Below are 26,273 nucleotides of genomic sequence, written 5' to 3' on the forward strand. Positions count from 1 at the left end.
AAATGATAAACAAACTGTGGGCAAAGCTCGAAAGAGCAGAGACGGATTTTCCTGGGCGAAAGTGGTTGTCGCTGGTCGATCACTCTGCTGATGTTGCGGCGGTGTTCGAAGCGGTGTTGCAGATTCCGCTAGTTACACGTCGCCTCGCAGCGCTCGCGGACCGAGGCAACTTCCCCCCGATCTGGCGATCGAGGCTCTGCGCCCACGTGGCACTGCACGACTTTGGCAAGGCCAATCACGGTTTCCAGGCCCGGCGCGATCCAAAGGCGCCGGCGGTGGGGCATGTTCTTCCGGGGCTTGGGCTGCTCTATTCAGCTTACCAGCCGGATCTGGCCTCGCGCCTCGCCGCAACACTGATGTTCGAGGAGTTGGCAGCGTGGGGTGCGGGGGAAGCTGCTATCCGCGCCGTGGCGGCGCATCATGGCCGCCCCATTTCGCAGCAACTAATCGACGGTGACGGCCAGAACCAGGTCGCCTCGCTCTGGGCCCCGCTTGCCAACTACGATCCGATCGCCGCGCTCGCGCCGCTGGCACAGGCCATCCGCAATGACTGGTTTTCCGAAGCGTTCAAATCCGACGATCAGCCGCTGCCGGATGCGCCGCGCTTCTGGCATGCGGTGTCGGGGTTTGTGATGCTGGCGGATTGGATCGGCTCCGATGCCAATGCATTTCCGCTCTATATCGCACCTGCGACGGACGGCATGGCGCGCATTGCAAACGCGCGCGCGATAGCGCCGCAGCTTCTCGCCGCATACGGTTTCGATCCCGCCGCTAAGCGCAAAGCACTACCTGCCGTGTCGTTCGCAAGTGTATCGGAGCACGAGCCGCGTCCCATTCAGAAAGCGGTTGGCGATGTTGAAGGGCAGGTTGTCATTCTTGAAGCAGAGACCGGCTCCGGCAAGACTGAGGCCGCGCTTTACCGCTTCGCGCGCCTGTTCGAGCGCGGCGAGGTCGATGGGCTCTACTTCGCCTTGCCGACGCGCGTGGCCGCAAAAAGTATAGAAGAACGCATCCGAGAAGCAGTACAGCGCATCTTTCCGAGCGGTGCTCGTCCCAGCGTTATTCTGGCCGTGCCGGGCTACGCCAAATCGGATGGCGTTGGCTATAAGACGCTGCCTGATTTTGATGTGCAGTGGGACGACGGCCCTGATGCAAATTTGCGGCGGGAACGTTGGGCGGCTGAACACCCAAAAAGGTTTCTTGCCGGCACCATCTCGGTCGGAACTATAGATCAAGCGCTGCTCGGCGCAATCCAGGCACGGCACGCTCACATGCGCTCGTCCAGCCTGCTTCGGCATCTGCTCGTTGTGGACGAAGTACATGCCTCAGACGTCTACATGGAGCGGCTGCTTGTATCGCTATTAGACCAGCACACCAGCGCGGGTGGTCACGCACTGTTGCTATCGGCAACGCTTGGCTCCACCGCGCGCCATAGACTTCTCGGGCTTACATCAAACGACGACCAGTCGTTGGCCGAGCTCTCGAGTGCTCACTACCCGGCGATCTCGACTTCACAGGATCCAGAGCCAAAACACTTCGACGGCTCTGGCCGGACAAAGCAGATTACACTTAACCTCGATCCGCGTATTGGCGACCCGGTGGCGATTGCGCGCCTCGCGCTAGAAGCGGCTGAGAAAGGCGCCAAGGTACTCGTTATTCGCAACCTTCAGCACGCCGCCGTCGCGACCGCCGAAGCGTTGTTCGCACTCGCGCCAAACCATCCGGCGCTCTTTCGGTGTGAGGGCGTGCCGACGCTGCACCACGGTCGCTTCGCGCGCGAGGATCGCGAGCTACTTGATGCAATCATCGGCGTACAAATGCAGGAGGCACGAGGCACGAAGGGGTTGGTGCTGATCGGAACACAGACCCTGGAGCAAAGCCTCGACATCTGTGCCGATTTCATGATCACCGATCTGTGCCCCGCCGACGTATTGCTGCAGCGTATCGGTCGCCTGCACCGCCATGCCAAGAACGCTCGGCCTGCAGGTTTCGAGGCGCCACGGCTCGTGGTGCTCAGCCCCGATGATCTTGCCCCGCTGCTTTCGCAGGCGCAGTTCGGAATGGGGGGCGGCCATGGACCCTATCGCGATCTGGTCATGCTGGAGGCGACCCGGCGTCTGGTTCGCGACAACCCCACCTGGACAATTGCGCAGATGAACCGAACGCTTGTGGAGCAGGCAACCCATCCTCACGCGCTCGAAGCCCTGACCTGCGAGCTTGAGAAGGTGAACCCTGCGTGGCGCGGCGCGGGTGAACGGAGCGACGGGCAGAAGGTGGCCGATACCTATCTCGCCCAACACGTATTGCTGCCTTGGAAGCGGGGCTTCTCTGGCCAGATCGATCTCGCGTTTCCAATGGATGAACGAACTGGGACACGCCTCGGCGCTGACGACGTTCTGGTCCCTATGCCTGAGGGCACGATAGGGCCGTTTGGCCACGAAATTCGCGTCCTGACCATACCCAGTCGCTGGCTGCCTGGTGTCGATCTGAGCGCCGATTTGGTGCCGCAAATCATGCCTGACGGTGGTGCCGCGCTCAAATTTAATTTGGGCAGTCATCGGTTTTGCTATGACGCGCTCGGTCTTCGGAAGCTAAAGCCGTAAACGAATTGTTCCGTGGCGAAGGCGCATCATCGTACACAGTTTCCTGGTTGAGTAGCGATGCTCGCCGAACAGCGGGTTGGCAGAACGACCTATCGTCGATGCTGACGCTGTGGTGCTCCATCGCGATGACGTAAATTTTCCGTGGAGCTCTCTGAACGGATTTATCAACCAGATATGGTGCGGCGGTTGCATGACGTTGCCGAAGGTTTTGTTCTTCGGCGGGGATGTATTCGATCCCGCCTACGCGCCAGGTAATCTCAAAGTTGCTCCGATCTAGGCGGTGACTGCGGAAATTGCGGCAACATTCTCTGAATATATTCTGTTTGCAGATTAATGTCTTTGTGGGCGAATGCCGGCAGGGATTTCAAGTTGGCTCAGCCCGTCAACCGCATCCGGCTGTTGTCGAAGTTAGTGGTCTGACAGGCGGGCTGCGTCTGCGGTTCGATGCGGAACGCAGGGGCCTGAGTGGATGGGATGACCTTGAATTTTGGCTAAGGCGCTGCGATGCTCATGTTGGAAGACTTGTCGATTGCTGAAGCTCGCGCATGTCAAAAGTATCGGATCGTTCTCAATGCCAGGGGATGTGAAGTGCGCAAAAATCAAGCTGCGTTGACACTATCCATGCTGTTGTCTGCGTATCCGTTGCACATGTTTCTGGCGCTGGGGCCGATAGCGCCCAGTGCTAACGCAGAAAGCGCGACAACAAATCCCGACGCCTATAAGCTTAACATGCTGATCCGCACGACGTTGATCGCGCTAAGCCAAGCGAACCGCACGGGAAACTATTCGGTGTTGCGTGATTTGGGCACGCCGCAGTTCCAGGCATCGAACACAGACGCTCGCCTGAGTGAGATTTTCGCGAACCTGCGTAATCGCAACATCGATTTTTCGCCGATCCTTTTTTTTGATCCGAAGCTTGTGCGCCCAGCAGCGGTGCAGCCAAATGGTATGCTGCGGATGACCGGATACATCGATACCCGTCCCGAACGCGTATTGTTCGATATCGGTTTCGAGCAGGTCAACAAGCAGTGGTGTCTCTCGGCCATTATCGTCGATATGCAGGCGCCTGCCGCAAAAACGGCGCAACGTCCAAAAGCTACGGCAAATGCACCGGCAGCTGCGGAACGACAGCCTGCAAAGCCTTTGGCCAAAGGTAAGTTCCCGCGAAATTGACCAACGTAATGTGCGGTCGATCCGCGCTCGGTTGCGCTGATAAATGTTCGGCGGGTGTTAGAGCAACGGGTCAGCGCAACTTCTGCGCGCGATGCATCACGAGAGCGAGGTTGCGTCGGCGTCGGTACGGTTTCCGACCGACTGCGGCGTGGAGAGATGACCGATGACTTGGTAGCCTGCGTACATATTTCCCGCCTGGAAGGTGGTCAGATGCGGCTTGCTGAGGACCAGAACTATCGGGTTGCGCTGTCGCCTGAGGCCGTTGCTGATTATGCTAGCCGTTCGCACCTTAATGCCGGCGAGGAAGTTGTTTTCCGAACCTATGCACCTGCTCATCAAGGACGCACGCGTCCTCGACATCGGTGTCGGCGGTGGACGAACAAGCCTGCATCTTATGGGCGAATGCCGGACCTATATCGGTCTCGACTACTCGGCTCCCATGATTGAAGCGTGCCGGGCACGCTTTCCGTTCTGCAAAGAAGCGTTCTCTGTCGGTGATGCCCGCGATCTGCGCCATCTGGGTGTCGCGCAATTTGACCTCGTGCTGTTCGCATTTGCTGGATTGGACAGCGTTGGTCACGAGGACAGGCAGAAGATTTTGAGCGAGGTTCACGCTGTGCTTGACGATGAGGGCTTGTTCTTTTTTTCGACGCACTCGCTGCATGCCTTCCCGTTCGACGATGCCGAAGCACAGGCACGGAATGCTCACCTCGATCCCGTTGAATTGCGGACTCGTGGTTGGGTTCAACTGACAGACAAACGCGCCGATGTCTTCCTCTATTACGTCTATCCAGATTTCCAGGTGCGCCAGTTGCAGCAGGCTGGATTCGAGGTGATCGAGACAATCGACATGAACGGGAAGCCGTTTGACTTCCGCAATCCGCCGCGAGACTGGCTGGTGACGTTCCTTTGTCGGAAGGTTTGACGCCTACACTGAAAAGCCCCGCACCCGGGCGTCAGTATTGGGTTCTTGCCCCGCCGCTCTTCTCGCCCTTACAAAATCGCGTGCCGGTGGCGATATATTGAGACGCCGAGTTCTCGCTGAAAGATGACGCGCGTTGCGTGAACGTGCGCGATGGCAAAGGCATTTGAATGCCTGGCAGCAAAAAGCATATTCGATAATTTACAGCTCGCTCTAATGGCCAAGGCTCGCCCGCTTAAGGTCACCGGATTGAGTTGAATAACGTTGAGTCGTCTCTGTAATTGAAAAACGAAGAATTGCAGCGTTGGGGCGTACGGTGCCGTACCAAAAATCAATTATTTTTTGTGCGTTTGAGTACGGTCGATTGTTGGTGCTATCCAGGTCGGCATAGCTTGTTTTAGCGTGCGAAAATTCACGATGGGAGCTAGCAAACAACAATAAAAACAGTCACATGCAACGTTGTTGGAGGGATCATGTTGTTGTTGCTGATTTTCTACTTAACAAGCTGCCGTTGGCCCAGTTGAAGGTTTCGAGTTGCTGTTCGCAAAATGAATTTAATAACCTCAATAAAAATTGGTTGCCGAATAGTAGATGCCATAACGTGCCGCTGTTTGTTCGATGTCGCACAATGCAGCAGTATTTGGTTCTGCTAAATAGAAACGCACATTCAGTTTTTGTGCGAATTCCGGCGCCATTTCCTTGGCATGCCTAGTCTTTGCTGGATTTTTATTTGGGGGATGGACGAAATGCACGCTGTTTTCAGCGCGATGCCGCATATCAAAGCGCATCTTCTTTCCACTGTCAGTGCTATCGCATTCACATCGGTTGTGAGCCTGATGGCACCAACTGCCGCTCTTGCTGCGAACTGCGGCGGCGGCGGTTCCAACAACGTATTCGGCGCCGGCGGCGGACAAAACAACGGTCCTTTTATCGGATCTATCGTCTGTACCGACAATACGGCACCAGGCTCGAACAATCTGCGCGAGAACGGTCAGGGAGCGCTGGGCGCGGGGGCGCAGCTCCAGTTCAACACTGTTGGTGCAGGATTTAACGATTCACTGCGCAACAATGGCACATGCTCTCGCCGGAGCCGGTAACAGCGTCATTGTCGGAAACTTCGTCAACGGCAGCAATGCCGGTCGTGACAACGGAAACGCTGGAGTTTCAGGCAACGGATCGGCGACGCTCGTCGACAACATCATCGGCGGCAGTGGAGCGGTTCGCAACAACGGCAACTCGTCGTTGGGGGGCACGGCGACGGCCGTCATCACCGACAACACCATCCTCGGAACGAATGCAGGCAGCGACAATGGTCGCATCACTGCTGGCGCAGGCAATGCGACCGCCATCATGCGAAGCAACTACGTTGATGGCGCAACCTCGCTTAACAGCAATGGCAGCATCTTTGCCGGTGCCGGTACGGCGACAGCCAATCTATCCAACAACGTCATCTATGGGCCGAACTCTGGCAGCCGCAATGGCTTTGTCGGCGTAGGCGCGAACAGCACTGCGACAGCGGATCTGCGCAACAACTTCTTCAACGGCGACGGGGCCGGTTCTGGTAATGGCGGTGTGTTCCTGGGGACTGGCAACGCAAATGCCGTGATTGTGAATAACGAATTCAGCGGCGATGGCGCGGGCGCGAATAATGGATCGGTACTGGCGGGCGCAGGTAACGCCACCGCTGATCTGCAGAACAACGACGTGCACGGCAACGGTTCGGCAACCGGTGACGGTTCGCTGGCGGTTGGTGCTGGTGGCACGGCGTTTTCGAAGGTGTGGGACAACACCGTCAACGGCGACAACTCTGCAAGCGGAAACGGCAGCGCCGAGGTCGGCAACGCCAGCGCGACCATCACCGGGAACACGATTAACGGTGGCGGCTCGGGATCGTTGAACGGAACCGGCGGCACGGGCGGGCAGGCTTTAATCGCGGGCAACATCATTACCGGCGATAGTTCCGGTTCCAGCAACGGCACCGGGCTGGCGGGTTTGGGTGAGGCTGAAGTCAGCAACAATTTCATCACCGGCGATACTTCCGGCAGCTTGAACGGCACCGGTACTCTCGGTGGCAAAGCCGTAGTTTCGGACAACTGGATCAACGGTCAGGGATCGGGAAGTCTCAACGGCACGAACGCGGCCGGAAGCGGCGACGCAACGGTGACGCACAACCTTCTGTTCGGCAATCTCTCCGGCAGCGGCAACGGCGTTCCCGGTGGTGCCGCCACTGTGAGTGACAATGTCGTGTTCGGTAACGGTTCGGCTTCTGGCAACGGTTTGGCCGGCGGCGCCACAACGGTGTCGAAGAATTTCATTGTCGGGGACGGATCAGGCAGCGCCAATCTGGGCAGCGTCACCGGCAATACGATCTTTGGCAACCTGTCGGGCACCGGGAACGGCGCAAACTTTGCCGACAATACCATCTTCGGTAATCTGTCCGGGCTGGGTAACGGCGCGAACTACACCAACAATACGGTGATGGGAGATGCGTCCGGCACGCTCAATGGCACAAACTTCAACGACAATACGATCATCGGCAACGTCTCCGGCAACGGCGGCGGCAATGATGTGGCCAACAACGTTGTGATTGGAGATTTTTCCGGCAACGGCTACGGGAACGGCGCCAGCTTCAATAATGTGGTTGGTTCGGGTTCCGGCAACCTTGTCAGCGGATCGGCGAACAGCGCGTTCGGAACGCTGTCGGGTAACGACGTTGAAGGCGATGCAAACACGGCGGTCGGTTTCGGTTCCGGCAATGTCGTAGGATCGAGCGGCAATACCGCCGTTGGGTTTCTTTCCGGCAACTTCGTCAACGGTAATTTCAATACCGCGATCGGTGTGCTGTCCGGCAATGGTGTGACCGGTTCCGGTAACGTCGCGAACGGTGTTCTCAGCGGCAACGTAGTCGAGGGTACCGGCAATCAGGCTGCCGGCTTTGGCTCCGGCAACGGCGTCGATGGTGACTTCAACCAGTCTGACGGATCGTTCTCCGGCAACGTGGTCGCCGGCCTTGGTAATCAGGCGGCAGGGTTTGACAGCGGCAACTTCGTCAGCGGCGATTTCAATCAGGCCGCAGGTTCGTTCTCGGGCAACATCGTTGAGGGTACGGGCAATCAGGCTGCCGGCTTATGCTCGGGTAATGGCGTCGATGGTGACTTCAACCAGTCTGACGGATCGTTCTCCGGCAACGTGGTCGCCGGCCTTGGTAATCAGGCGGCAGGGTTTGCCAGTGGCAACTTCGTCAGCGGCGATTTCAACCAGGCTGCAGGTTCTTTCTCGGGCAATCTTGTCGAGGCACGGGCAACCAGGCTTCTGGGCTTGGCAGCGGCAACCTGGTGGGCGGCGACGGAAATCAGGCGTCGGGCACCGGCGTTGGTAACATCGTCCAGGGCGACAACAATCAGGCAGCAGGGCTGGTCTCAGGTAACGGCGTGTTTGGTAGCAACAACCAAACCAGCGGCGCGTTTTCGGGCAATGCCGTGGATGGCGATGCAAATCAATCGTCGGGTGTTGGTTCAGGAAACCTGGTGTTTGGTGATCACAACATCGCCATAGGAAACTTCTCAGGAAACATCGTGGACGGCGACGCCAACAAGGCGATCGGTGATGGTTCCGGCAACATTGTGGTCGGTGACAACAACAAGGTGTTCGGAGACGGATCCGGGAACGTCGTCATCGGCGACCGCAACAGTGCCAATTCGTTCCTGTCCGGAAACGTGGTGGTTGGCAACGACAACAATGCAACCGGAACGCTGTCGGGCAATGTGGTTGTCGGCGATCGAAATACCGCGAACGGTGATGGTTCCGGCAATATCGTGGTCGGTAGCGACAACCAAACTGGCGGCACGGGATCGGGTAACCTTGTGTTCGGTGATGGCAATCAGTCGTCCGGTGTTGGGACGGGTAATCTTGTGATTGGCGATGGCAACATCGGCAACGGGACGCTCGTCGGTAACGCGGTGTTCGGTAATGGCAATCAATCAAACGGCACAGAAAGTGGCAATGGCGTCGTCGGCGATAACAACCAGGGTAGCGGGTTGCGCGTCGGCAACTTCGTCGTCGGCGATGGCAATCAGGCTAGCGGCACCGACGCCGGCAACTTTGTAGCGGGCGCCAACAATCAGGCATTTGGCGACACCGTCGGCAACTTCGTACTAGGGCGCGATAACCAGGCCGCGGGCACGGACTCCGGTAACTTCGTCCTTGGTGCAGGGAACCTTGCCCGCGGCATACAGGCAGGCAACTTCGTTGTTGGTTTGAACAATCAGGCGACCGGCGAGCGCGTCGGTAACTTCGTTCTCGGCGAAGGCAATCAGGCAAGCGGCACCGACAGCGGAAACTTTGTAGCTGGTGAAAACAATCGCGCGTTCGGCAACAGGTCGGGCAACCTTGTTGCCGGCTTGAATAACCAGGCCACAGGCAATGAAAGCGGCAACGCGGTGGTCGGTGTCAACAATCAGGCAGCGGGCAACGCAAGTGGAAACTTTGTGGCTGGCGTAAACAACCAGGCCTCGGGTAACGAGAGCGGCAACTTTGTGATTGGGGCTGACAATCAGGCTTTTGGCAACAATGTCGGCAATGCTGTGCTGGGTGTCGGAAATCAGGCTTCAGGCATGGAATCGGGCAACGCAGTGATCGGCGTGAACAACAGTGCCAGCGGACTTGAAGCAGGCAATGAGGTCATAGGCTTTTCAAACCAGGCGTCGGGCGCTTTCTCAGGTAACGACGTTTTCGGCATAGGCAATATTGCTTCAGGCATCGGTGTCGGCAACGGCGTCGCTGGCTTCGCGAACCAAGCAACGGGATCGCTTTCCGGCAACTCGGTTCTTGGCGTCGGCAATCAGACGTCGGGTATCGGATCTGGAAACAACGTCGCCGGGTTCGATAATCAGTCGAGCGGCGCCAACGCTGGCAACGATGTGGTGGGATCCAGCAACATCGCGATTGGCACTAACGCAGGTAACAACATAACCGCATCGAACTCGCTTTCTGTGGGAACGAATGCCCGGGCGGCGGCACAAAACTCCAGCGCCATCGGACGCGATGCGCAAGTTGCATCCAATCACACGAACTCGACGGCGATCGGTTATGGCGCGCAATCGGAGTTCTCGAACGAGGTTTCACTTGGCGCCAAGAACGGGTCCACGACATACACAACGCCGGGCATAACGTCCGGTCTCAGCAAGTCGCGGCAGTCCGGTCCGCTTGAGGTCGTGACGTCCGACGCTAACGGGCATCTGGCGACCGATGGGGGGCAGATCTACAGCGCGCTCGGCGAGCTCGGCGGTGGTGTCGCGATTGCCATGGCGCTGGAGAACCCGGACCTCATCGCCGGCGAAACGTTCGGAATTGCTGGCAACATTGCCTACTGGGAAGAGAACGTCGCTCTCGGTCTTAGCGCAATCGGTGTGCTCGGCTACGATCTACTCGGCACTGGTGATCGGCTGGCGGTTTCAGGTGCTGTCGGTGTGAGTGTCCATGAGAAGGACTACGCGGGCCATGGCACCAGCAATACCGTGGGTGGACGAGCCGGCGCGCAGCTCACCTGGTAAGAGTATGCGAGGACCAACGGAAATAGAGTTTATGAAGAGATGAGCCCGGGCGGGCCGTAAGAAAGGCCGCCCGGTCGGTTGCAATAAGCTCGGTGATTTAGCGATACGCAGGAACCTTATGCCCATGGGGCGCGTGCGCAAAACATTCGCATCGGCGCATGCCAGCGTCGCTTCCACGGTGTGGTCGGCAAGTTTGTTGCACGCGTTAAAATGGTCGCCACGCACTGGAGCGCTTAGTCGGCGTCCTCGAACGCTGCCGGTGCGGGAGGCGATTGGTCTTATTGTACGTGAACGCCTTCAGCCGGCATGCGGTGCCTGGCATTTCTCCTGGGACATAGAACGATTTTGCGAAACAATGATCGTCGAGGAGAACGACGGTCGTGTCGACGTTTATGCGCCCCGCGCCTTGAACGAATGGTCGCCATTTGCGCATTTTACCAGCAGCGCGGAGGCTGTTGCGCTGCGTACGGCGAAGACTGAACCTTTGCCATTCTGGCTGCTGAGGCTGACGACATTTGATGGTTATTTGCAGCGCTGCTCATCTGTCAGCGCGCGTCCCAGAGATCATTTTCCATCGCGGGAAACCTATTCGGGGGCGGCAGCGCTGCTCAACTGTCGCCTGGAGCACATGACGTTGCAGGGCAACGAAGCACGATTTGCGCGCTGGTACGACACGCTAAAGGATCCGCGCTATCATCACTCTGGCGATGCATGCTGGCGCGGCGCGATTGAGAACCATCCGCGTGTTCCGTACAGCTGGTTTACAGTATCGGCACTGATCCACAATGCCGATGGAGCATGCAAAGCTGTGCAACTCGCCGTGTCCGATGGCCGCTCGCACTCTGGCGTTAACATCGCCGCCATGCGACGCAGTCGATATGGCTATGGCGTCATGCTTGCAGTGGAGGAAATCAAGCGCCTGTGCGCAATGGGAGCGACTTCATTCGATTGCGGGGTGAGTGGCGTGTATGGCGATTACAAAAAGAAAATATTCCTGGATGCGCTGACGACAACTGTTGTGCGCGAACAATAGCGTTCTGGAGTAGCCGAAGCTGTGTCGGCGCGGCGCAGGTCACCAGATTGTATGCGCTAGAGATCCCAGAATCGCAATGACCACCGCGGCAATCCAATGAACCCGCACGCGAGCACCTTTTGCGAGGGCTAGCAGCGGCATTTTTGGGACGAGCCGCGCAAGCATCGTGTCAAACCGCCAGCTCGCCAATGTGTGATCGGTGCGGTGTTGCGACCATCCAGATTCAATGGAGCTTTGGCGACTTCAAAGTCGCTAACGCGTTTCAGCGTACCCAAACGTACGGTCAACGCACGCTGGTGCGTATTGGTACGGAGATCGGCTTTGACGCTGTCGCGCCGTCAAATTAGCACCAACAGTGGTGCAGCGACGCATGGCGCGTAGCTTCGCCCCATTCATTTTGATGCGTACCCGTAGCGATTAGTGGCATCGGCGTAATTCACTGTCGTCGATTCAAATCGGAGTACGCGCAATGAACTGCATGTCTCAGCGACCGCCGTTGGCGGTGGTCGAATCCGTCCCGACGTTCTTCATCAATCGCGACAAAGACACCGAGCGCCGACGCTTCATTGAAGCAGAGTTGGCGGGTGCACACATTTCTGCTCATCGGATCGTGGCGGTCGACGGTCGCAACGTGCCTGTTGCCATGCGGACGTATTTTCTCGAACACGGGCGTATGACTTCGAAGCTGAGCGATGGCGAGATAGGTTGTTACGCCAGTCATCTTCTGGCGACGCAACAGATTATCGCGCGCGGGCTGCCTTACGGACTTATCGTAGAGGATGACGCGACGCTGCCGCGTTCATTGTCGCGCGACGTCGCTGAGATACTCAGTACGTTGCCGACTGATTGGGATGTCGTTCAACTTGGAACCGATCCCAGTCACGCATTCAAATCGATTGGACGGCTTGTGCAGGGGCGGCAGCTTGTTTGCTATTCCCGCATTCCCAGCGGCGCAGTTGGCTACCTGATGAGTGCTGCTGGCGCAAAAAAGTTTCTGACACGTTGCCTGCGGGAATGGCCGGTAGACACCGACCTGCGGCAGCCATGGGCTTTTGGGACGAATGTTTACGGCGTTGTTCCGCGGCTTATTGGCCATAGCGGACTCTACAAGTCAGCGGTGCTGGAATATGGCGAGCGCTCGCGGCGTCGTCGCGGTGTGCATCGGCCGACGCTGCAGTACCCGTGCGGCAGTCTGTTTCATACGCCACATAGCGCGATGTTCAATATTCGGCGTCTCGGATTTTTCTGTTGGGTGCGGTGCCTCATTGAAAACATCGGTGTTCGCGCCGGGCGGTGGAAGATCCGAGCGACCGCTCCGCACGTACTGGTCAGACCAAATGAGCAGGCGCTGTAACGGATCCGGTGGGTTAGCTCGATGCGCATTCTCTACATTAGTCCAGAAGTTCCTGAGAGCGGCGGTGGCGGAATCGCAACGTACGTCGGTGAAGCGACGGCGGCGTTAGCGGCGAGGGGGCATGAATGCCACGTTCTGACCTGGCGGAGCGATGCGCCGATAAGCACGTCTGAGCAGCAGAAGAACTATTGTCTGCACACATATCCGGACCCGTTGCTGTCCACCGGAAATCTCGATGGGATTGATCCGGACTTAGCGGTATCGCACGCGGTTGCCGAATGGACTCTCGATCTCCAGCGCCGCTTTGCGTTCGACATTATCGAAGGAACTGATTGGAAGGCACCGCTGTACTGCCTTCTGCAACGGCGGAACGTGGATGCGGCATTACGAAAATGCAGGATTGTGGTGTTCAATCATGGCCTGACATATGCCATCGCGAGGAACAGCGCGAGCTTCACATCCCGCTCGTGGTTTCAGCGCATCAATCTTGAGCATCACTGCCTGCAGCTGGCGGATCTGGTCGTGTGTCCATCGCAGGCGGCATCCCGTGCGCTGGCAGACGTGCATACGGTGCAGCGGGAGCGCATCGCGATTGTGCCGGAGCCGCTGGGAAATCTGCCGCTACGAGAGATTGGGCAAAAGGGTCATCATAAGACGCTGCTATATTATGGCACCGTTTCCGCCTTCAAAGGATTGGCGGGTTTTGTTCGCGTCGCAAATACGCTGGAGACCACGGACCCCGGCTGGAATGTTGATTTTGTGGGTACCTTGCACAGCAAGGATAGGACGCCATCGCTACTTTCCCAGGAAATTCGTCGCTCTCTGATGGTTGCACCGGAACGGGTGCACTTTACCGGCAAGCTTCCGCGTGATGTAGCTCTGCGGCGGATAGGCGAGCACCACACGATGCTCAATATGTCGAGACCGGAGACATTCTGTTACGCGTTTGTTGAAGGCTTGCTGTGTGGTGCTCGTCCGTTGGCTCTTGCGGGATCGGCTCAGGCAGAATTCATACCTGAAGATCTGAGATCTCATTTCACGATTGACGATAGAGAGCCAGACGCTGGCGCTGTTACGCTGGAACAGTTGGATCGGTCGTGGTCGCTGTATGCGGACGATGTGCGTGCATATGCGCGCAGCCGGACGGCGCCGACTTCGTACTGTGATGCGTATGAACGCCTGTGCAGCCCGCCCAAAGCGGCGATGGTCGTCACGACAAACCAATGGGCTGATGCGCCCGTTTCGGTTCTCATTCCTGCCCACGAGCCGCAGGCATATCTTCTTGAAACGATAGAATCGATTCATCGACAGGATGTGCAGGCGGCGGACATCGTCGTTGGCGATGACGGCAGCCGATCCAGTGCGGCTCAGGCCACGTTAAATGCCGCAGTCCAGATGAAGGGTGTGCGCGTCATACATCTGCCCTGGCGCGGTCTGGCGGCAACGCGCAATCGTCTTCTTGAGGCCTGTCGTACGCCGCTGTTTGCTTTCGTTGATGCGGATGACCTTCTAGAGCCCCGGTTTATTGCAGCCTCCCGAGAGGCACTATCGGCAAATTATGATGAAGGCACGCGGTGCGTGCACGGCTGGTACGAACTGTTTGGCACGCAATCTGGCATCCGGGGGCCGTGCATCTATCAGCACTTTTCGCACGGGCTGTGGAACGACCTGAAAAACACAGTGCTTGGCGTAACCGAGGTGTTTCGCGACATCGGATATAACAGCGAGCTGGTTGGCGGAGAGGCCGAGGACTGGGAGTTCTGGCTGCGCTATTTTCGGCAGAGCTGGCAGGTGCGTGTTGTTCCGGAGGTTTTGTGGCGCTACCGGCGACACAGTGAGGCGCTGTCAGCACGCTGGTCGGAAGCGATGTCGCTTGGCACTGCAAGGGCAAACGCGCGCGTATTCGGTGCGATGCGGGCGGACAGCATTCCGCCGCATGTCTGGGAGTTCATCGGCGAGTACATGTATCTGGGCGAGTCTTTTTTTGCCGATCAGCCTTGCGAAAGAACCGCCCACCTTAACCGATCAAAGGATCTTCGGAAGATCGAGACCCGAGTGGCCTCGTTTGCGCGCGCGGGTGCGCCGTTAAACCTGAAGCAGCGCGCGGCCGTACGTATCATGCGCCATCTGTCACGGTCATTGCGATGAAAATGGCGGGTTGGCGGAACGGAATGCTAGCGGCGCGCAGACGCGCGCCGATCGACGCATCGACCTTCGAGATCGTGCGACGGCTCGCGTTAGAACACTTTGGGAGCTATGCGCGGCGCTATGCGGGTGCGTTTGTACTTATGAGCATCTTCGCCGGCTGCACTGCGTTGACGGCCTGGCTGATGAAGGATGTGGTGAACCGCATTTTCGTTGCGCAGGACCGGCACGCGATGGTCTGGCTACCGTTAGTGATTTGCGGCCTGTTCATCGTGAAGGGCTTTGCGGCCTATTTTCAGGAAGTGTCGCTGGCGCAGATAGGCAACCGGATCGTGGCGGATACGCAGCGACGATTGTTTGGCCATGTCTTGCAGATGGACGCCAGCTTTTTCCTGCGCCAATCGTCAGCTGAGCTTGTGACGTGCATCAGCCAGCGCGCCGGAGCGGTGCGCGACGTGCTGAACATTCTGGCGCTTGGCGTCGGGCGCGATCTGTTCACACTATTGAGTCTTCTGGCCGTGATGCTGTCGCAAGATGTCATGATGACGGCAATGGCGGTCGTAGTGGGGCCGATTATTGCGGTTGGTCTCAGGCGACTGACCAAGCGCGTGCGCAACGCGGCCAACAGCGAATTTCAGTCGATGACGAATGTCGTCGCCACTATGCGGGAGTCGGCCCAAGGCATCCGAATTGTAAAATCATTTCAGCTTGAGCCCGTGATGGAGCAGCGCATGGGCGATGCCATCGGTGCCGTTGAGCGTGTCAACAACAAGCTGACCCAAATTCAATCGCTAACCAACCCGCTCATTGAAACAGCTGGTGGCGTGGCTGTTGCGGGTGTCGTCGCATATGCTGGCTGGCGCAGTGTTACATCGGGCCAGACGCCGGGAGAGCTGTTTGCCTTCCTGACCGCATTGCTTATGGCTGCGGACCCGTTGCGCAGGTTGTCACGATTGCAATTGCAGCTAGCGGCGGCGGCGGCCGGAGCAAGAACACTGTACGCGATTATTGATACGCCGGTGCGGGAATCGAGAGACGCGACGCCGGCTTTGGCGGTGGACCGAGGAGAAGTGTCGTTTGACGGTGTGTCATTTGCCTATCAGGCGAACGCGTCGGTGTTGCGGGATTTGAGCTTTAAAGCGCAGGGCGGCAAGGTCACAGCAATCGTGGGGCTGTCGGGCAGCGGAAAGACCACGGTGTTCAATCTGATTCAAAAATTATGGCATCCGGATGCGGGACGAATTTCCATCGACGACCAGCAGCTGACCGACATTTCGACGTTGTCGTTGCGAAGCCAAATTTCCCTCGTGAGCCAGGACGTGTTCCTTTTTGAAGGAACCATTCGCGAGAATATCGAAGCAGGTGCACCGAGCACTTCAGAGGCCGCACTCAGGGCCGCGGCGCGCGCAGCCAACATCGACACATTCATTGAGTCCCTTCCGCACGGATACAACACGCCAGTTGGGGAGCTGGGGGCAATGCTGTCGGGTGGGCAGCGCCAGCGTATTTCAATTGCGCGAGCGTTTCTGAAGAACGCCCGCATCATCCTGCTTGATGAGCCGACCGCTGCGCTGGACAGCCACTCGGAGCAGCACATACAGCTTGCGCTTGCCCGATTGATGAAAGGCCGGACCACAATTGTTATTGCCCATAGGCTTTCCACTGTAGCGGCGGCCGATCGCATCATTGTGCTCTCGGAAGGCAGCGTCGCTGAAGCAGGATCGCACGCGGAATTGATGCAGCTCGGCGGCCTTTACGCGCATCTCTACAAGGTACAGTTTTCGAGTTCACCGACCACTGAACGGCTACAGAAATCGGCATGAGGCGGACTGTGGAGGCCAAAGTGACACCAGAGGTGACGGTTATGATGCCGGTCCACAATGCCCGGCCATACGTACAGACTGCCGTCGAGAGCATTCTCGGGCAAACTTTCAGTAACTTCCGCCTTTTGGTCGTCGATGATGGATCTGATGACGGATCGGGTGAGATTTTGGACGAGCTTGCGCGCGCCGATGCACGAGTTCAACTCATACGGCGCGAACGGCGGGGCCAGGTTGAAACGCGCAACGAACTCCTCGCGCGTGCCACCACAGAATTACTGGCGTGCGCTGACGCTGACGATATCTCGTTGCCAAATCGGCTGGCGGACCAGGTGCAGCGGATGAAGAAAGATCCGGACCTGCATGCGATAGGCTGCCAGCTTCATGTGGTGGACCACACTGGTCTAATTCTGCGCGACTTGCGTCGCCCCGTTGGTGCGGAGGTGGTTCGGGCCGCTTTTAAGCGCGGGACTGCGGTATCGCAGCCATCGGCCATGATTCGACGCAGCGCTCTACTAGCGATAGGGGGCTACCGATCCTGCTACGAACACGCAGAGGACTATGACATGTTCATTCGCGTTGCAGAGAATGGCAAGATCGATAACGGCGAGTTCTTTGGGATTTACTACCGCGTGCATGACGACAGCGTTTCGCATCGCCATGCGATACGGCAGATGGCGTCAGCGGATTTGGCCCGGGCGACGCACGCCCTGCGGATAGCTGGCCGCCCCGATCCGACGCATGGCTTGCGTAGCGCGCTTCCGTACGAAGATCCAATCATGAAAGCGCTGGTGCCATCGGCAGCCATCTATGCAGCGTTAGAGCAGCTGCGAGACGAGCCAAGCGCGGATCCGCTGCGCAAACTGCTAGGCGCCAGGATCGACCGTCGCCAGTCGCGCTGCGTACAGCGGGCGCTTGTCGATGTACTTTTGCGCCGCGATCTTGATGCGTTGAGCCTGTTGGCGCTTATTCGCGCGGTCTCGATGGGGCCGGGACGCTTTATGCGCTGCGTCGGAACCGCGGTGCGGAAGCCGAGAAGGCTCAGCGTGGCGAACAGCGAAACGCCTGCACCTGCGTGATCGAACACCAGAAACGTAAAGGTGGAGAACGGCAATGCGTCACACGTTTCAGTCATTCTGGGTTGGCGATGATCTATCGCCTTACGAAGCGCTTTGCATGCGATCGTTCATCGATCATGGCCACAGGGTTGCCCTGTACTGCTACTCGAATCGTCTTCAAGTGCCGAGAGGCGTAGAGCTACGCGACGCTGCAGCAATTTTGCCAAAGGAGCAGTGCTTCGCGTACAGCGGCGGTTTCGGCAAAGGGTCGTTCTCAGCTTGCTCCAACCTGTTTCGCTATCTCTTGCTAGAGCGGCTGGGCGGCTGGTGGATTGATACCGACGTCATTTGCCTCAGTGAGAGAATTCCCCATTGCCACAGTTTCTTCGCGCGCGAAGACCCGGACTTCATCAACGGAGCCGTGCTGTATTTTGAGGCAGGTGATCGCTTGATGGTTGAGTGTCTGAGAGACGCCCTCCGGCTTGGGCGCAACGTGGCTTGGGGGGAGATCGGTCCAAGGCTCATTACGCGAAAGGCCGCGGAACTGAATCGCGATTGGGAAGCGCGACCGTCTTCCTCATGCTACCCGGTACATTGGAGCAATGCACTTGATCTGTTGGACCCACGCAAGTGTGATGCAATCGCTTGTGCAGCGTCAAACAGCGTGATGCTGCATTTATGGAACGAGATTTTTCGCCAATCGGATATCTCCAAGTATCACATGCCGCCGCAAGGATCATATTTACATATGTTAACTGAAAAGCATTCAGTTGGGGGTTGGCGTGGGCAGTACGCGCTGAAGGATGCTTCAGAAGAAAATATTGCATTGGCGATCGGCAAGATCACGACGGCTCCGATGGGTGAGCGCTTGATGCGTCTGGCAAGCAGCGCTGTGGTGCGTGCCTTTGGTTGATGCGACCCCGAGATGAGTGCGCACTGGGCGCGCAGGCGGTACATAATCTCAAATGTGCTGAATTACGTTCTTTTTGTTGTGCTTGTCGCCGTAATTACCGGTGGGTATTTTACGGGGAGTTCCGCTCAGTCGGGATTGCAGTCGGCTGCCGGCTGCCTAGTGTGGCGCGTTCCGATGAGCCATCACATTGCTATCTTCGATGACGATAAAGAGGCATGCGCGCCTCTACAACATGAGCTTTGGCGCAACGGGTTTGAAGTTACTGTCGCATCGGATTGCGATGTTCTCATTCACTGCGTGCGAAGCGCCGCCATTGACCTAGTCACACTTGAAATCAGCGCAATTGACACCGACGGGACGGACATCATCCGAACCGTGCGCAGAATTTGCGATGTGCCGGTGATTATTATCACCCCGCGCGGAACGCCGGATGATCGTGTGCTAGGACTTGAAAGCGGCGCTGACGATTACATTCTGAAGCCGTTCAACATGCGCGAAGTGGTGCTGCGCATAGAAAAGGTTCTGAAGCGTCGCGTTGGCACGCGGGGTGGGCAAGACGTGATCGGGCAGGATGAACGCTACCTGCTCGACTTTGGCATTTTGAATGTATCCCGCCGCGATCTGCGAGGAGCGAACGACGAGGTCATCGCGCTTACCGCTGCGGAATTCGATCTGTTAACCATTCTGACGAGGCATGCCGGCCGAACTCTATCGCGCGACGAGATTATGCGACGCCTTAAAGGTAAATCGTGGTCGCCGTTGGATCGAGTGTTGGACAAATGCATCGTCCAATTGCGTAAGAAGATTGAGCCCGTGGCAGACGAGCCAATACTTATCAAAAGCATTCGATCCGTGGGCTACATCTACGCGGGTAATGTCACGCGCATCTGACTTGCGCGGTCTGGTACAAATCGGAACAAAACACACTCTTGCCAGCGACGATCAGTGCGCTGAAAGATGGTCCGTTTGCGGAGGTATCCGTCGGCGGCGCCCCGTTTGGTGGCCGCAAACTCTTGTAGAGCAGCCTAGGCGGTGGCCTTGGAATCCCTTCCTCTGTGCGAGCCCGTTGTATTTGGCGGTTATCAAGAGAAGGCAACCGGATCTGTACGCTAACGCGCTGAAAAATGCGAACGGTGCCGCAGCTCGGCTCATATAGTCAGAACACAGAGCAACGGCGATGTTGTCAGTATTTGCAAGCCAAAAGGGGGGCTGGCAATGGGTAACGAAAACATATTGCTGGCGGCGCTTGAAGCGGACGTAAGAGAATCAATTTCGCGTGAGATGGAACTGGTGGTGATGTCGTGTCGCCAGCAGGTTATGCGCCGGAGATGTCGTCCGGACTATATCTATTTCCCAGAAGGCGGACTGGTGTCTGTCATTGCGCGATCAGCGCGCAGAGAGCAGGCGGACGTTGGAACAATAGGACGGGAAGGGTGCACGGCTGTTGAAGTCGTATTGGGATGCGAACGCGCGTATCAGGATGCGATCGTACTGGTCTCGGGCCCAGCTTGGCGCATTGATACCGAGCGCGTTCTGACGTTATGTCAGCACGGTTCGCCTTTACGCGCTGTGCTGATGCGCTATGCCTACGTTACGCTGATGCAAGCGCGTGAAACGGCCCTTGTGAATGCACGCGGCACCATCCTTCAACGGGTCGCGCGGTGGATTCTTATTGCCTGCGAAAAGATGAGTACGACGCAGCTGCCGCTGACGCACGACGAAATTTCTGCGGCGTTGGGTGTGCGGCGTGCAGGAGTCACGGTGGCTTTAGGGCGCCTTGCAGATACCGGCGTAATCCACATGGAGCGTGGTCGTATAGCAATCGACAATGCGTTAGGTCTGATTGAAGCCGCAAGGGGATACTATTCGGCAATGGGAATGGCTGACCCTGGCTTTGTGCCAGCGGGTGCGGACTGATGCCGCTGCGCGGCGAAAGCCGACAGCGGCTGCGGTTCGGGCAAGTCGCAGGCTTGTCCTCGACAATGGCGGTAATTGATCGAATTGTGAGAAAGTTGAAAGTTGGCCGCCGAGGAAGAAAACCCTCGGTATTGCTGATGGCCGATCGGCGGGGATGGATTTTCGATCGATGCGCACAAGCGCTGGCCAGCAATCTGTCGGATGAATTCGAGTTTAGCATCCGTTATGTCGAAGACGGCGCTGAGTTCGATGCGAGTCAGTTTGATCTCGTTTATTTGTTTTTTTGGGGCGAGCGCATTTACAGGAACATGCAAGTCGACCCCTATCGGCTTGTGAAGCACGTTGCGAGCCATCGGTGGGAAGATGATCCGCTTTATGGTCCGTGTGATGCGCGGGAATTTGGCTGGCGCTACTTACGGGACTGCACGGTCGTACACTGCACCTCAAAACGCCTAGAGGCGCTGCTGCAAGGGCAGCATCAGGACGTTAGATCATTGCCGAGCGGGTTCGACGCAAGGCAATTTTTCCCGAGAGCACGGCGGACCGGTCCGCTAGTTGTTGGATGGGCCGGGAATGTGCAGGACGCCGTGAAGCAGGTTGACTCAATTCTTGCGCCTGCGTGTGAGGGTGTTTTTGATCTTCGTTTGGCGTCGGGATCATTACCGGCGCGTAAAATGAACGAATTTTATAACCAATGTGACGTCATTGCGGTTACGTCTCGCCATGAGGGGCATCCCATGCCGCTGATCGAGGGAATGGCCGCGGGCTGCTTTCCTGTGACGACAAACGTGGGCGTTGCCCCGGAAATTGTCAGGCACGGGGAGAATGGTCTGATTGTGCCGTCCACCAGCGAAGCGTTCAAAGGCGCTTTGTCGTGGTGCGCCCAGAATCTGCAGCATGTCAGGTCGATGGGATCGGCCAACGCAGCCATGATTCAACAACGACTGTCCTGGTCAGCGTTGGAAGGGCAGTACAGAGAACTATTTCGCGACATGCTTCGGCGGGTGTCAGGTCCTCGTTTCCGTAACGATGATGTTTCGTGTGATACGCCGCTGCAAACCTTCAAAGCATTTTGTGAGATTTTCTGGCGTCACGGATACAGTCAGGTGCACGGAGTAACATTGCGGGGACGCACGTGCGACTTTACTACTTACGATGGCGAGCCCGTGCCCTATTCAGGGATGCCGCCACTGTCAAAGCTGCCCAACCATGTGATCCGGCACATTGCGGATCGTGAAAGCGTAGCTGAGCACACGGAGCTGGTTTCGTTTTTGAATGACGCGCCTGATGAACTCGCGCTGCACGGCCTCTATCACGTCGACCATTCCGTCATGAGTGGAGACGAGTTGCGGGGCGACATCAGCGAGGGGCTGTCAATAATGAAGAAGACATTTCCGAGAAAGCTGGTTCGATATTTCATTCCACCGTTCAATCGCTCCAGCGATCAGCTTGTCGATGTCTGCCGAGAGTTTGATCTTCACGTGCTAGGCACGGATGGTGTGCACCTGGAGGCGCAGATTAGCGATGTGACGATAGAGGAGGGCGTCTGGTATCGCTATCATCATCACCGTTTTTATCCGGAAAGCACGTGTCGGTACTATCCAACCACCCTCGCGAGCTTAGATGCTGCGTTGGGGCGCGGGCGGAATGGTGGATCGTCTCTCCTTGGAGAAGATACGCGGAAGCGGGAAATTGCCCTATGATGACGTTACAGGTGCTCTAGCTACCCGTTACCGTCACCACGCAACCTTGACGCCGAGCTTGCCGTCGTACGCGTTGCCGTCTGCATGTTCGCCGATGCCGACGAGATAGGATGCGTTGGCATAGATGGCTGCGCCGTCGCCGATGTCGGTGGAAAAGCCGGTGTTGATCTCGAACGTGGTGCCGCCCATGTCAGCCGCGAACGGAATGAAGCCGGTGGCAGACGAGAACTTCGTCTTTGGATCGCCGAGGAACTCATACCAGAAGTTGGGTCGCACCCATGCGGTGAAGGTAGATGGTGCTCCGGTCAGCCAGGTCGGGGTGCCGAAGTCCTGCGCAAAGCGCACACCCACACGCCCCACCAGTGAATTGACGTTACCGAAGTGCACCTGTGCGGCGACATCGGATCCGTTGCTGAGGTTGACGGTCTGATAGGCGAGCTGCGCCTGTGGCTCGATGCTGAAGCCGCCGGGTCCGGTGTAAACCGGATAGCCACCTTCGAGTGATGCACCGAAGGCGCCGCCATCTGTTTTCATCTTCGGGATGCGGTTGGACTTAGCGTCAATATCGTACCACGATCCTAACAGCAGCGCGTCGACGTAGGCGTTCTCAGGTGTGTAGTGGGTCCAGTAAACGCCCCATGAGTACGCCATGAAGCTGTTCTCGCCCGCCTTGCCATCGCCGATGTGCCGCACATCGCCGGAGCCGTGACCAATGGCGAAGAACGCACCGGCATGATTGCGTGATGTCCCGACATCGCCGTCGCGATAAAGATCCATACCGCCCTGGAAGGCCCAGAAGTCATAGTCGTACTTCGGGCCGGCGCCGTAGATGCCACCCTTACCGCCGTCGCGATCCCCATGCTGGCCGATCACACGCGCCCACGCTGCATTTGGTGCGCCTTCAGCGTATGAACTGACCGCCGTACCGCGCCGTTCGTGCAGTGTGTCCAGCATCAGACGGCCATAGAGCAGCGTCATCGCCGGCACGGCTGCATAGAGCGAGGTTTCCTGCCGCCAATCAGGGATGTCGTCGCCACACACCGGTGCTGATGGATCCAGCGCGCAATCGAGCTCTGAACGCAGGTACCAACTATCGGGATTGGCACCGTTCTCACCGCCGCGGTAGAGCGAATATTCATACGGACCGGCGACGACGGGGCCGGCCAGCGCGAACAAGCCTGGCACCGTCGCTCCGTTAAGTGCGTCAACAATGAGAATGCCGTCCAACCGCGTGAGATCACCACCACCGCCGACGTTATTGACCGACAGCAACGAGGTGCCAATCGCGTTGCCGCCATCGATCACCAGCCTATCGGATGACGATCCATCGCTGCCAAGATGTGTATTGACACCAAGCGTGCCGCCCGCGCCGAGGTAATCGTTGACCGTCAAGGTTTTGAACGGTCCCGCGCTCGAACCCGGCGGCGTGAACTGCACAAGGCTGCCTGCTCCGTTTACGACCAGAGATACGTTTGAATCATCGATGACGTTCCAGGTTGAACTGCGGAGCGAAACGATCGAAGTTCCACCAGCCGCTGTTGTTGCCGCGCCAGTCAATGTTGATCCTACCGCGTCAATGTCCAGTGTTGCACCGTTGGCGACGTTCAGCAGCTCATCGCCGCCGGTCACTGTGGAATCTGTCACCACCGCGATCAACTCTCCGTCAATCACATTAAACCCAGCACCATTGGCTGCGCTCAACGTGCTGTCGGTTATGGTTGCGATGTTGTCGCCGCTAGCCGAACGAACAGCATCTGCACCGTTGCCAACCGCTGTGATTGTGCTGTTGGCAGTGACAAGTTGGGAGGTGTCTGCGAGGTGAACGCCATGAGCACCCGCACCCGAAGTTGAGATGCCTGAGCCATTAGAAAGATTGAGGGTGGCGCTATCGACAACGTAAGCACCCTAAGCGCCATCGCCGCTTGTCGTGACACTCGAGCCGTCGAACGTAGTCGTGCTGTTAGTCTGTGTTTGCGTGCCGATTGCGTCGATGCCGCTCGTTGCAATGGTTGAGCCAACGACAGTAGCCGTGCTGTTGAGGTACACCCCCATGCCCCAGCCGCCGTCGCCGCTTGTCGTGATGCTGGAGCCATCGACAGTCATCGCGCTGAAGGCCCGCAACTGTGCGCCAGTAGCGTGGGCACCGCTTGTTGTTACGCTTGAACCGTTCAAAATGTTGATTGTGGCGTTAGCCGTCGCGTTTGCGCCGGTAGCCTCGTCTCCGCTTGTCGTGATGTTGGAGCCGTCGATAGTGACTGTGCCCCCGGACACTGCGCCTGCGCCCCAGGCCCTGTCCCCGATCGTCGTAACGCTTGAGCCGTTCTCAATGTTGATTGTGCCGCCGTCGATTGCGATTGCACCAGCGGCCTCGTCTGCGCTCGTCGCGATGCTGATGCTGTCGGCCGCAATCTGCCCGCTATCGCGGGCATGTAAACCGTGTCCTGTGCCGGCGGTTGTGATCTGTGTGCCGTTGCTGAGTGTGATGAGCGCGGTGGAGCCTTCCACGTACGCTCCGTGAGCATCCACACCTGAAGTGTGCACCGTGATCCCATCGCCTGTGATCTGGCCACCAGACAACGCAAAGAGCCCAATTGCGTTATCGCCCGTAGTGGTGATCTGGGTGCCGTTGCTCAGTGATATCAGTGAGCCTAGGCCCTGTGCGTGGGCGCCGTAGGCATTGGAGCCACTCGTAATCGCTGTAACGATCCCGACGCTGACGATGCTTCCACTGTTGAGTGCCCATAACGCGATGCCCGCGTTGCCGTTCGCTGGAGATGTATTATAGGTTCCGCTGGCTATCTCATTGGTGCCATTCGCTATAAGTTGCTGAGCTTGCGCTCTCCCTCCTTGCATCACGGCAAGCAATGCGATGATTGAAAACGCGCAGCGATGCGCATGGCATGACAAGATCATGACCGTCCCTCTCGAAAAACTGGTTGCGGTCATGCCGCTGAAAATTGGAAGTGTCGCGCTGCGCATCGCAGCAACGCAGGCCTGACGCCTAGCTGGGCACGGTATGAAGGTGACTAAAACAGCGGACGTCATCGCGCGTCATGGAGCGATCCCAACTGATCTGAACACAGACCAGCATCGGTGATTCGCGCCGCGACTCTATTGTCGCTCACAGAGATATAAGGAGATGTGCTCAGTACCGTCGCAAATTAAACACGGTACACTGACGAATTTGAGATGCCCGCCATCTGCTATCAGTTAGAGCAATAATGCCGGAGTTCCCCGCATTCTGATCTGGTCTCAGGTCGACTGCGAGTACGCCCAAGTCTGACGGCTATAAGCATCGCAGTGCGCGTACAGGTGACGGGCACGGAGCCACACGTGTTCGCGTTGATCGGGTGTGCGGCTCGCCGCCTTCGGAAGGGTTCCGGTCGGCCGCATGTCTAACTTCGCCAAGCTTCTCAGCGCTTGGGTTTTGCAAAGCGACGCAGGCCTTAGTGGAGCATCGGATGCACAGCGCGCTCTGACGTGTCTTTCAAATCTTTCGGTTCATACAACTTAGACTGCGGACCGGTGAGTTGCCTGCATGTCACACAGGCTGTGGATAGAAGTTTGCGGTAATTGACTCTCGCTTCAATGTGTTGCGAATCAGATGGGTCGGTTCCCACGAGGACTAACAGGGAATGTGGTGAGGGCATGCCGCCCGACTCCACAACTGCCCCCGCAACTGTAAGCGACGAGGCGTGGTCCTAAATGCCACTGGAGGTGCTACCTCCGGGAAGGCGGACCGCATACCGATGACTCGCGAGTCAGTAGACCTGCCGACAGCCGTGGTCACGCGCGAGCACGCATCAGACGGGGTGTTCTGATCGTTGTCAAAACTGGAAAGGCCATGTGTCTTCCCGGTTGGGCTTCGTTCGCGGTGACGTGCCGCCTTTTGTATCGCGTAGGTTGGAATGTCATCGAAGTTGGAGCGGGCGCGCATTGCGTGTCTGGGGCGTCGTAGTGCGTCTTTCGTAGCAATCACGTCCTGTCTGCAGTTTGCCGCGGCGTCCATAGCCAGCGCTCAAAGCACTACGGAAGCAGATCTACCGCCACTGGTCGTGCAGCCCGCCGTGCCCAAGAAGG

The 26,273-nt window shown here is 57.7% G+C and carries 18 protein-coding genes and 1 riboswitch; of the genes, 15 read left to right on the top strand and 3 right to left on the bottom strand.

Features of this window, described 5'->3' with window-relative positions; genetic code table 11:
• The first annotated feature begins 2 nt into the window (after positions 1–2).
• From cas3 to QEZ49_RS02675, 3 genes are all read left to right on the top strand, one after another.
• A complete protein-coding gene (gene cas3, locus QEZ49_RS02665) occupies positions 3–2,603 on the top strand; it encodes a CRISPR-associated helicase Cas3' (RefSeq protein WP_280383963.1) in 2,601 nt (866 codons plus the stop codon).
• Positions 2,604–3,107: 504 nt separating this feature from the next.
• Complete coding sequence (locus tag QEZ49_RS02670; protein WP_280383965.1) at positions 3,108–3,776, top strand: hypothetical protein; 669 nt, start codon at positions 3,108–3,110, stop codon at positions 3,774–3,776.
• A 271-nt stretch (positions 3,777–4,047) separates the two neighbouring features.
• On the top strand, positions 4,048–4,701 hold the full coding sequence (locus QEZ49_RS02675; protein ID WP_280383967.1) for a class I SAM-dependent methyltransferase: 654 nt from the start codon (positions 4,048–4,050) through the stop codon (positions 4,699–4,701).
• A 560-nt stretch (positions 4,702–5,261) separates the two neighbouring features.
• On the opposite strand, the gene QEZ49_RS02680 is transcribed toward QEZ49_RS02675, so the two are convergent.
• Positions 5,262–5,612, bottom strand: a complete 351-nt coding sequence (locus QEZ49_RS02680; RefSeq protein ID WP_280383969.1) for a hypothetical protein — start codon at positions 5,610–5,612, stop codon at positions 5,262–5,264.
• A 154-nt stretch (positions 5,613–5,766) separates the two neighbouring features.
• On the opposite strand from QEZ49_RS02680, the gene QEZ49_RS02685 reads away from it, so the two are divergent.
• From QEZ49_RS02685 to QEZ49_RS02735, 11 genes are all read left to right on the top strand, one after another.
• The gene (locus QEZ49_RS02685; RefSeq protein ID WP_280383972.1) at positions 5,767–8,253 is read left to right on the top strand and encodes a hypothetical protein; all 2,487 of its coding nucleotides are present in this window, start codon (positions 5,767–5,769) and stop codon (positions 8,251–8,253) included.
• Entirely contained in the window at positions 8,226–10,250 is a 2,025-nt protein-coding gene (locus QEZ49_RS02690; RefSeq protein ID WP_280383974.1) for a hypothetical protein, read from the top strand. The genes QEZ49_RS02685 and QEZ49_RS02690 overlap by 28 nt, the downstream gene beginning before the upstream one ends.
• Before the next feature lie 124 nt (positions 10,251–10,374).
• Complete coding sequence (locus QEZ49_RS02695; protein WP_280383976.1) at positions 10,375–11,283, top strand: hypothetical protein; 909 nt, start codon at positions 10,375–10,377, stop codon at positions 11,281–11,283.
• Positions 11,284–11,752: 469 nt separating this feature from the next.
• Positions 11,753–12,637 (top strand): glycosyltransferase family 25 protein, encoded by an 885-nt coding sequence (locus tag QEZ49_RS02700; RefSeq protein WP_280383978.1) that lies wholly within the window; start codon positions 11,753–11,755, stop codon positions 12,635–12,637.
• Between the two features lie 21 nt (positions 12,638–12,658).
• Complete coding sequence (locus QEZ49_RS02705) at positions 12,659–14,785, top strand: glycosyltransferase (protein ID WP_280383980.1); 2,127 nt, start codon at positions 12,659–12,661, stop codon at positions 14,783–14,785.
• Positions 14,786–14,808: 23 nt separating this feature from the next.
• On the top strand, positions 14,809–16,605 hold the full coding sequence (locus tag QEZ49_RS02710; RefSeq protein WP_280383982.1) for an ABC transporter ATP-binding protein: 1,797 nt from the start codon (positions 14,809–14,811) through the stop codon (positions 16,603–16,605).
• 8 nt (positions 16,606–16,613) lie between these two features.
• Positions 16,614–17,681 (top strand): glycosyltransferase family A protein, encoded by a 1,068-nt coding sequence (locus tag QEZ49_RS02715; RefSeq protein ID WP_280383984.1) that lies wholly within the window; start codon positions 16,614–16,616, stop codon positions 17,679–17,681.
• 34 nt (positions 17,682–17,715) lie between these two features.
• Entirely contained in the window at positions 17,716–18,573 is an 858-nt protein-coding gene (locus QEZ49_RS02720; RefSeq protein WP_280383986.1) for a glycosyltransferase, read from the top strand.
• 174 nt (positions 18,574–18,747) lie between these two features.
• The gene (locus QEZ49_RS02725) at positions 18,748–19,464 is read left to right on the top strand and encodes a response regulator transcription factor (RefSeq protein WP_280383988.1); all 717 of its coding nucleotides are present in this window, start codon (positions 18,748–18,750) and stop codon (positions 19,462–19,464) included.
• 324 nt (positions 19,465–19,788) lie between these two features.
• Positions 19,789–20,490 (top strand): Crp/Fnr family transcriptional regulator, encoded by a 702-nt coding sequence (locus tag QEZ49_RS02730; RefSeq protein WP_280383990.1) that lies wholly within the window; start codon positions 19,789–19,791, stop codon positions 20,488–20,490.
• A complete protein-coding gene (locus tag QEZ49_RS02735; RefSeq protein ID WP_280383992.1) occupies positions 20,490–22,193 on the top strand; it encodes a glycosyltransferase in 1,704 nt (567 codons plus the stop codon). The genes QEZ49_RS02730 and QEZ49_RS02735 overlap by 1 nt, the downstream gene beginning before the upstream one ends.
• A 33-nt stretch (positions 22,194–22,226) precedes the next feature.
• On the opposite strand, the gene QEZ49_RS02740 is transcribed toward QEZ49_RS02735, so the two are convergent.
• A complete protein-coding gene (locus QEZ49_RS02740) occupies positions 22,227–23,837 on the bottom strand; it encodes an autotransporter outer membrane beta-barrel domain-containing protein (RefSeq protein ID WP_280383994.1) in 1,611 nt (536 codons plus the stop codon).
• A 261-nt stretch (positions 23,838–24,098) separates the two neighbouring features.
• Positions 24,099–25,046 (bottom strand): hypothetical protein, encoded by a 948-nt coding sequence (locus QEZ49_RS02745; RefSeq protein WP_280383996.1) that lies wholly within the window; start codon positions 25,044–25,046, stop codon positions 24,099–24,101.
• A gap of 16 nt (positions 25,047–25,062) precedes the next feature.
• Here QEZ49_RS02745 and QEZ49_RS02750 point away from each other — a divergent pair, with 16 nt between their 5' ends.
• Complete coding sequence (locus QEZ49_RS02750; RefSeq protein WP_280383998.1) at positions 25,063–25,191, top strand: hypothetical protein; 129 nt, start codon at positions 25,063–25,065, stop codon at positions 25,189–25,191.
• Positions 25,192–25,786: 595 nt separating this feature from the next.
• Positions 25,787–25,986, top strand: a riboswitch (cobalamin riboswitch).
• Positions 25,987–26,273: the final 287 nt, after the last annotated feature.

Source organism: Hyphomicrobium sp. D-2 (genome assembly GCF_029872155.1).
In the GTDB taxonomy this organism is placed as follows: domain Bacteria; phylum Pseudomonadota; class Alphaproteobacteria; order Rhizobiales; family Hyphomicrobiaceae; genus Hyphomicrobium_A.

What these genes read in the sequence shown, in the direction of transcription:
- cas3 (WP_280383963.1), top strand. Translation starts at nt 3, where the DNA reads ATGATAAACAAACTGTGGGCAAAGCTCGAAAGAGCAGAGACGGATTTT.
- QEZ49_RS02670 (WP_280383965.1), top strand. Translation starts at nt 3,108, where the DNA reads ATGCTCATGTTGGAAGACTTGTCGATTGCTGAAGCTCGCGCATGTCAA.
- QEZ49_RS02675 (WP_280383967.1), top strand. Translation starts at nt 4,048, where the DNA reads ATGCTAGCCGTTCGCACCTTAATGCCGGCGAGGAAGTTGTTTTCCGAA.
- QEZ49_RS02685 (WP_280383972.1), top strand. Translation starts at nt 5,767, where the DNA reads ATGGCACATGCTCTCGCCGGAGCCGGTAACAGCGTCATTGTCGGAAAC.
- QEZ49_RS02695 (WP_280383976.1), top strand. Translation starts at nt 10,375, where the DNA reads ATGGGGCGCGTGCGCAAAACATTCGCATCGGCGCATGCCAGCGTCGCT.
- QEZ49_RS02700 (WP_280383978.1), top strand. Translation starts at nt 11,753, where the DNA reads ATGAACTGCATGTCTCAGCGACCGCCGTTGGCGGTGGTCGAATCCGTC.
- QEZ49_RS02705 (WP_280383980.1), top strand. Translation starts at nt 12,659, where the DNA reads ATGCGCATTCTCTACATTAGTCCAGAAGTTCCTGAGAGCGGCGGTGGC.
- QEZ49_RS02710 (WP_280383982.1), top strand. Translation starts at nt 14,809, where the DNA reads ATGCTAGCGGCGCGCAGACGCGCGCCGATCGACGCATCGACCTTCGAG.
- QEZ49_RS02720 (WP_280383986.1), top strand. Translation starts at nt 17,716, where the DNA reads ATGCGTCACACGTTTCAGTCATTCTGGGTTGGCGATGATCTATCGCCT.
- QEZ49_RS02725 (WP_280383988.1), top strand. Translation starts at nt 18,748, where the DNA reads ATGAGCCATCACATTGCTATCTTCGATGACGATAAAGAGGCATGCGCG.
- QEZ49_RS02730 (WP_280383990.1), top strand. Translation starts at nt 19,789, where the DNA reads ATGGGTAACGAAAACATATTGCTGGCGGCGCTTGAAGCGGACGTAAGA.
- QEZ49_RS02735 (WP_280383992.1), top strand. Translation starts at nt 20,490, where the DNA reads ATGCCGCTGCGCGGCGAAAGCCGACAGCGGCTGCGGTTCGGGCAAGTC.
- QEZ49_RS02745 (WP_280383996.1), bottom strand. Translation starts at nt 25,046, where the DNA reads ATGCAAGGAGGGAGAGCGCAAGCTCAGCAACTTATAGCGAATGGCACC.
- QEZ49_RS02750 (WP_280383998.1), top strand. Translation starts at nt 25,063, where the DNA reads ATGATTGAAAACGCGCAGCGATGCGCATGGCATGACAAGATCATGACC.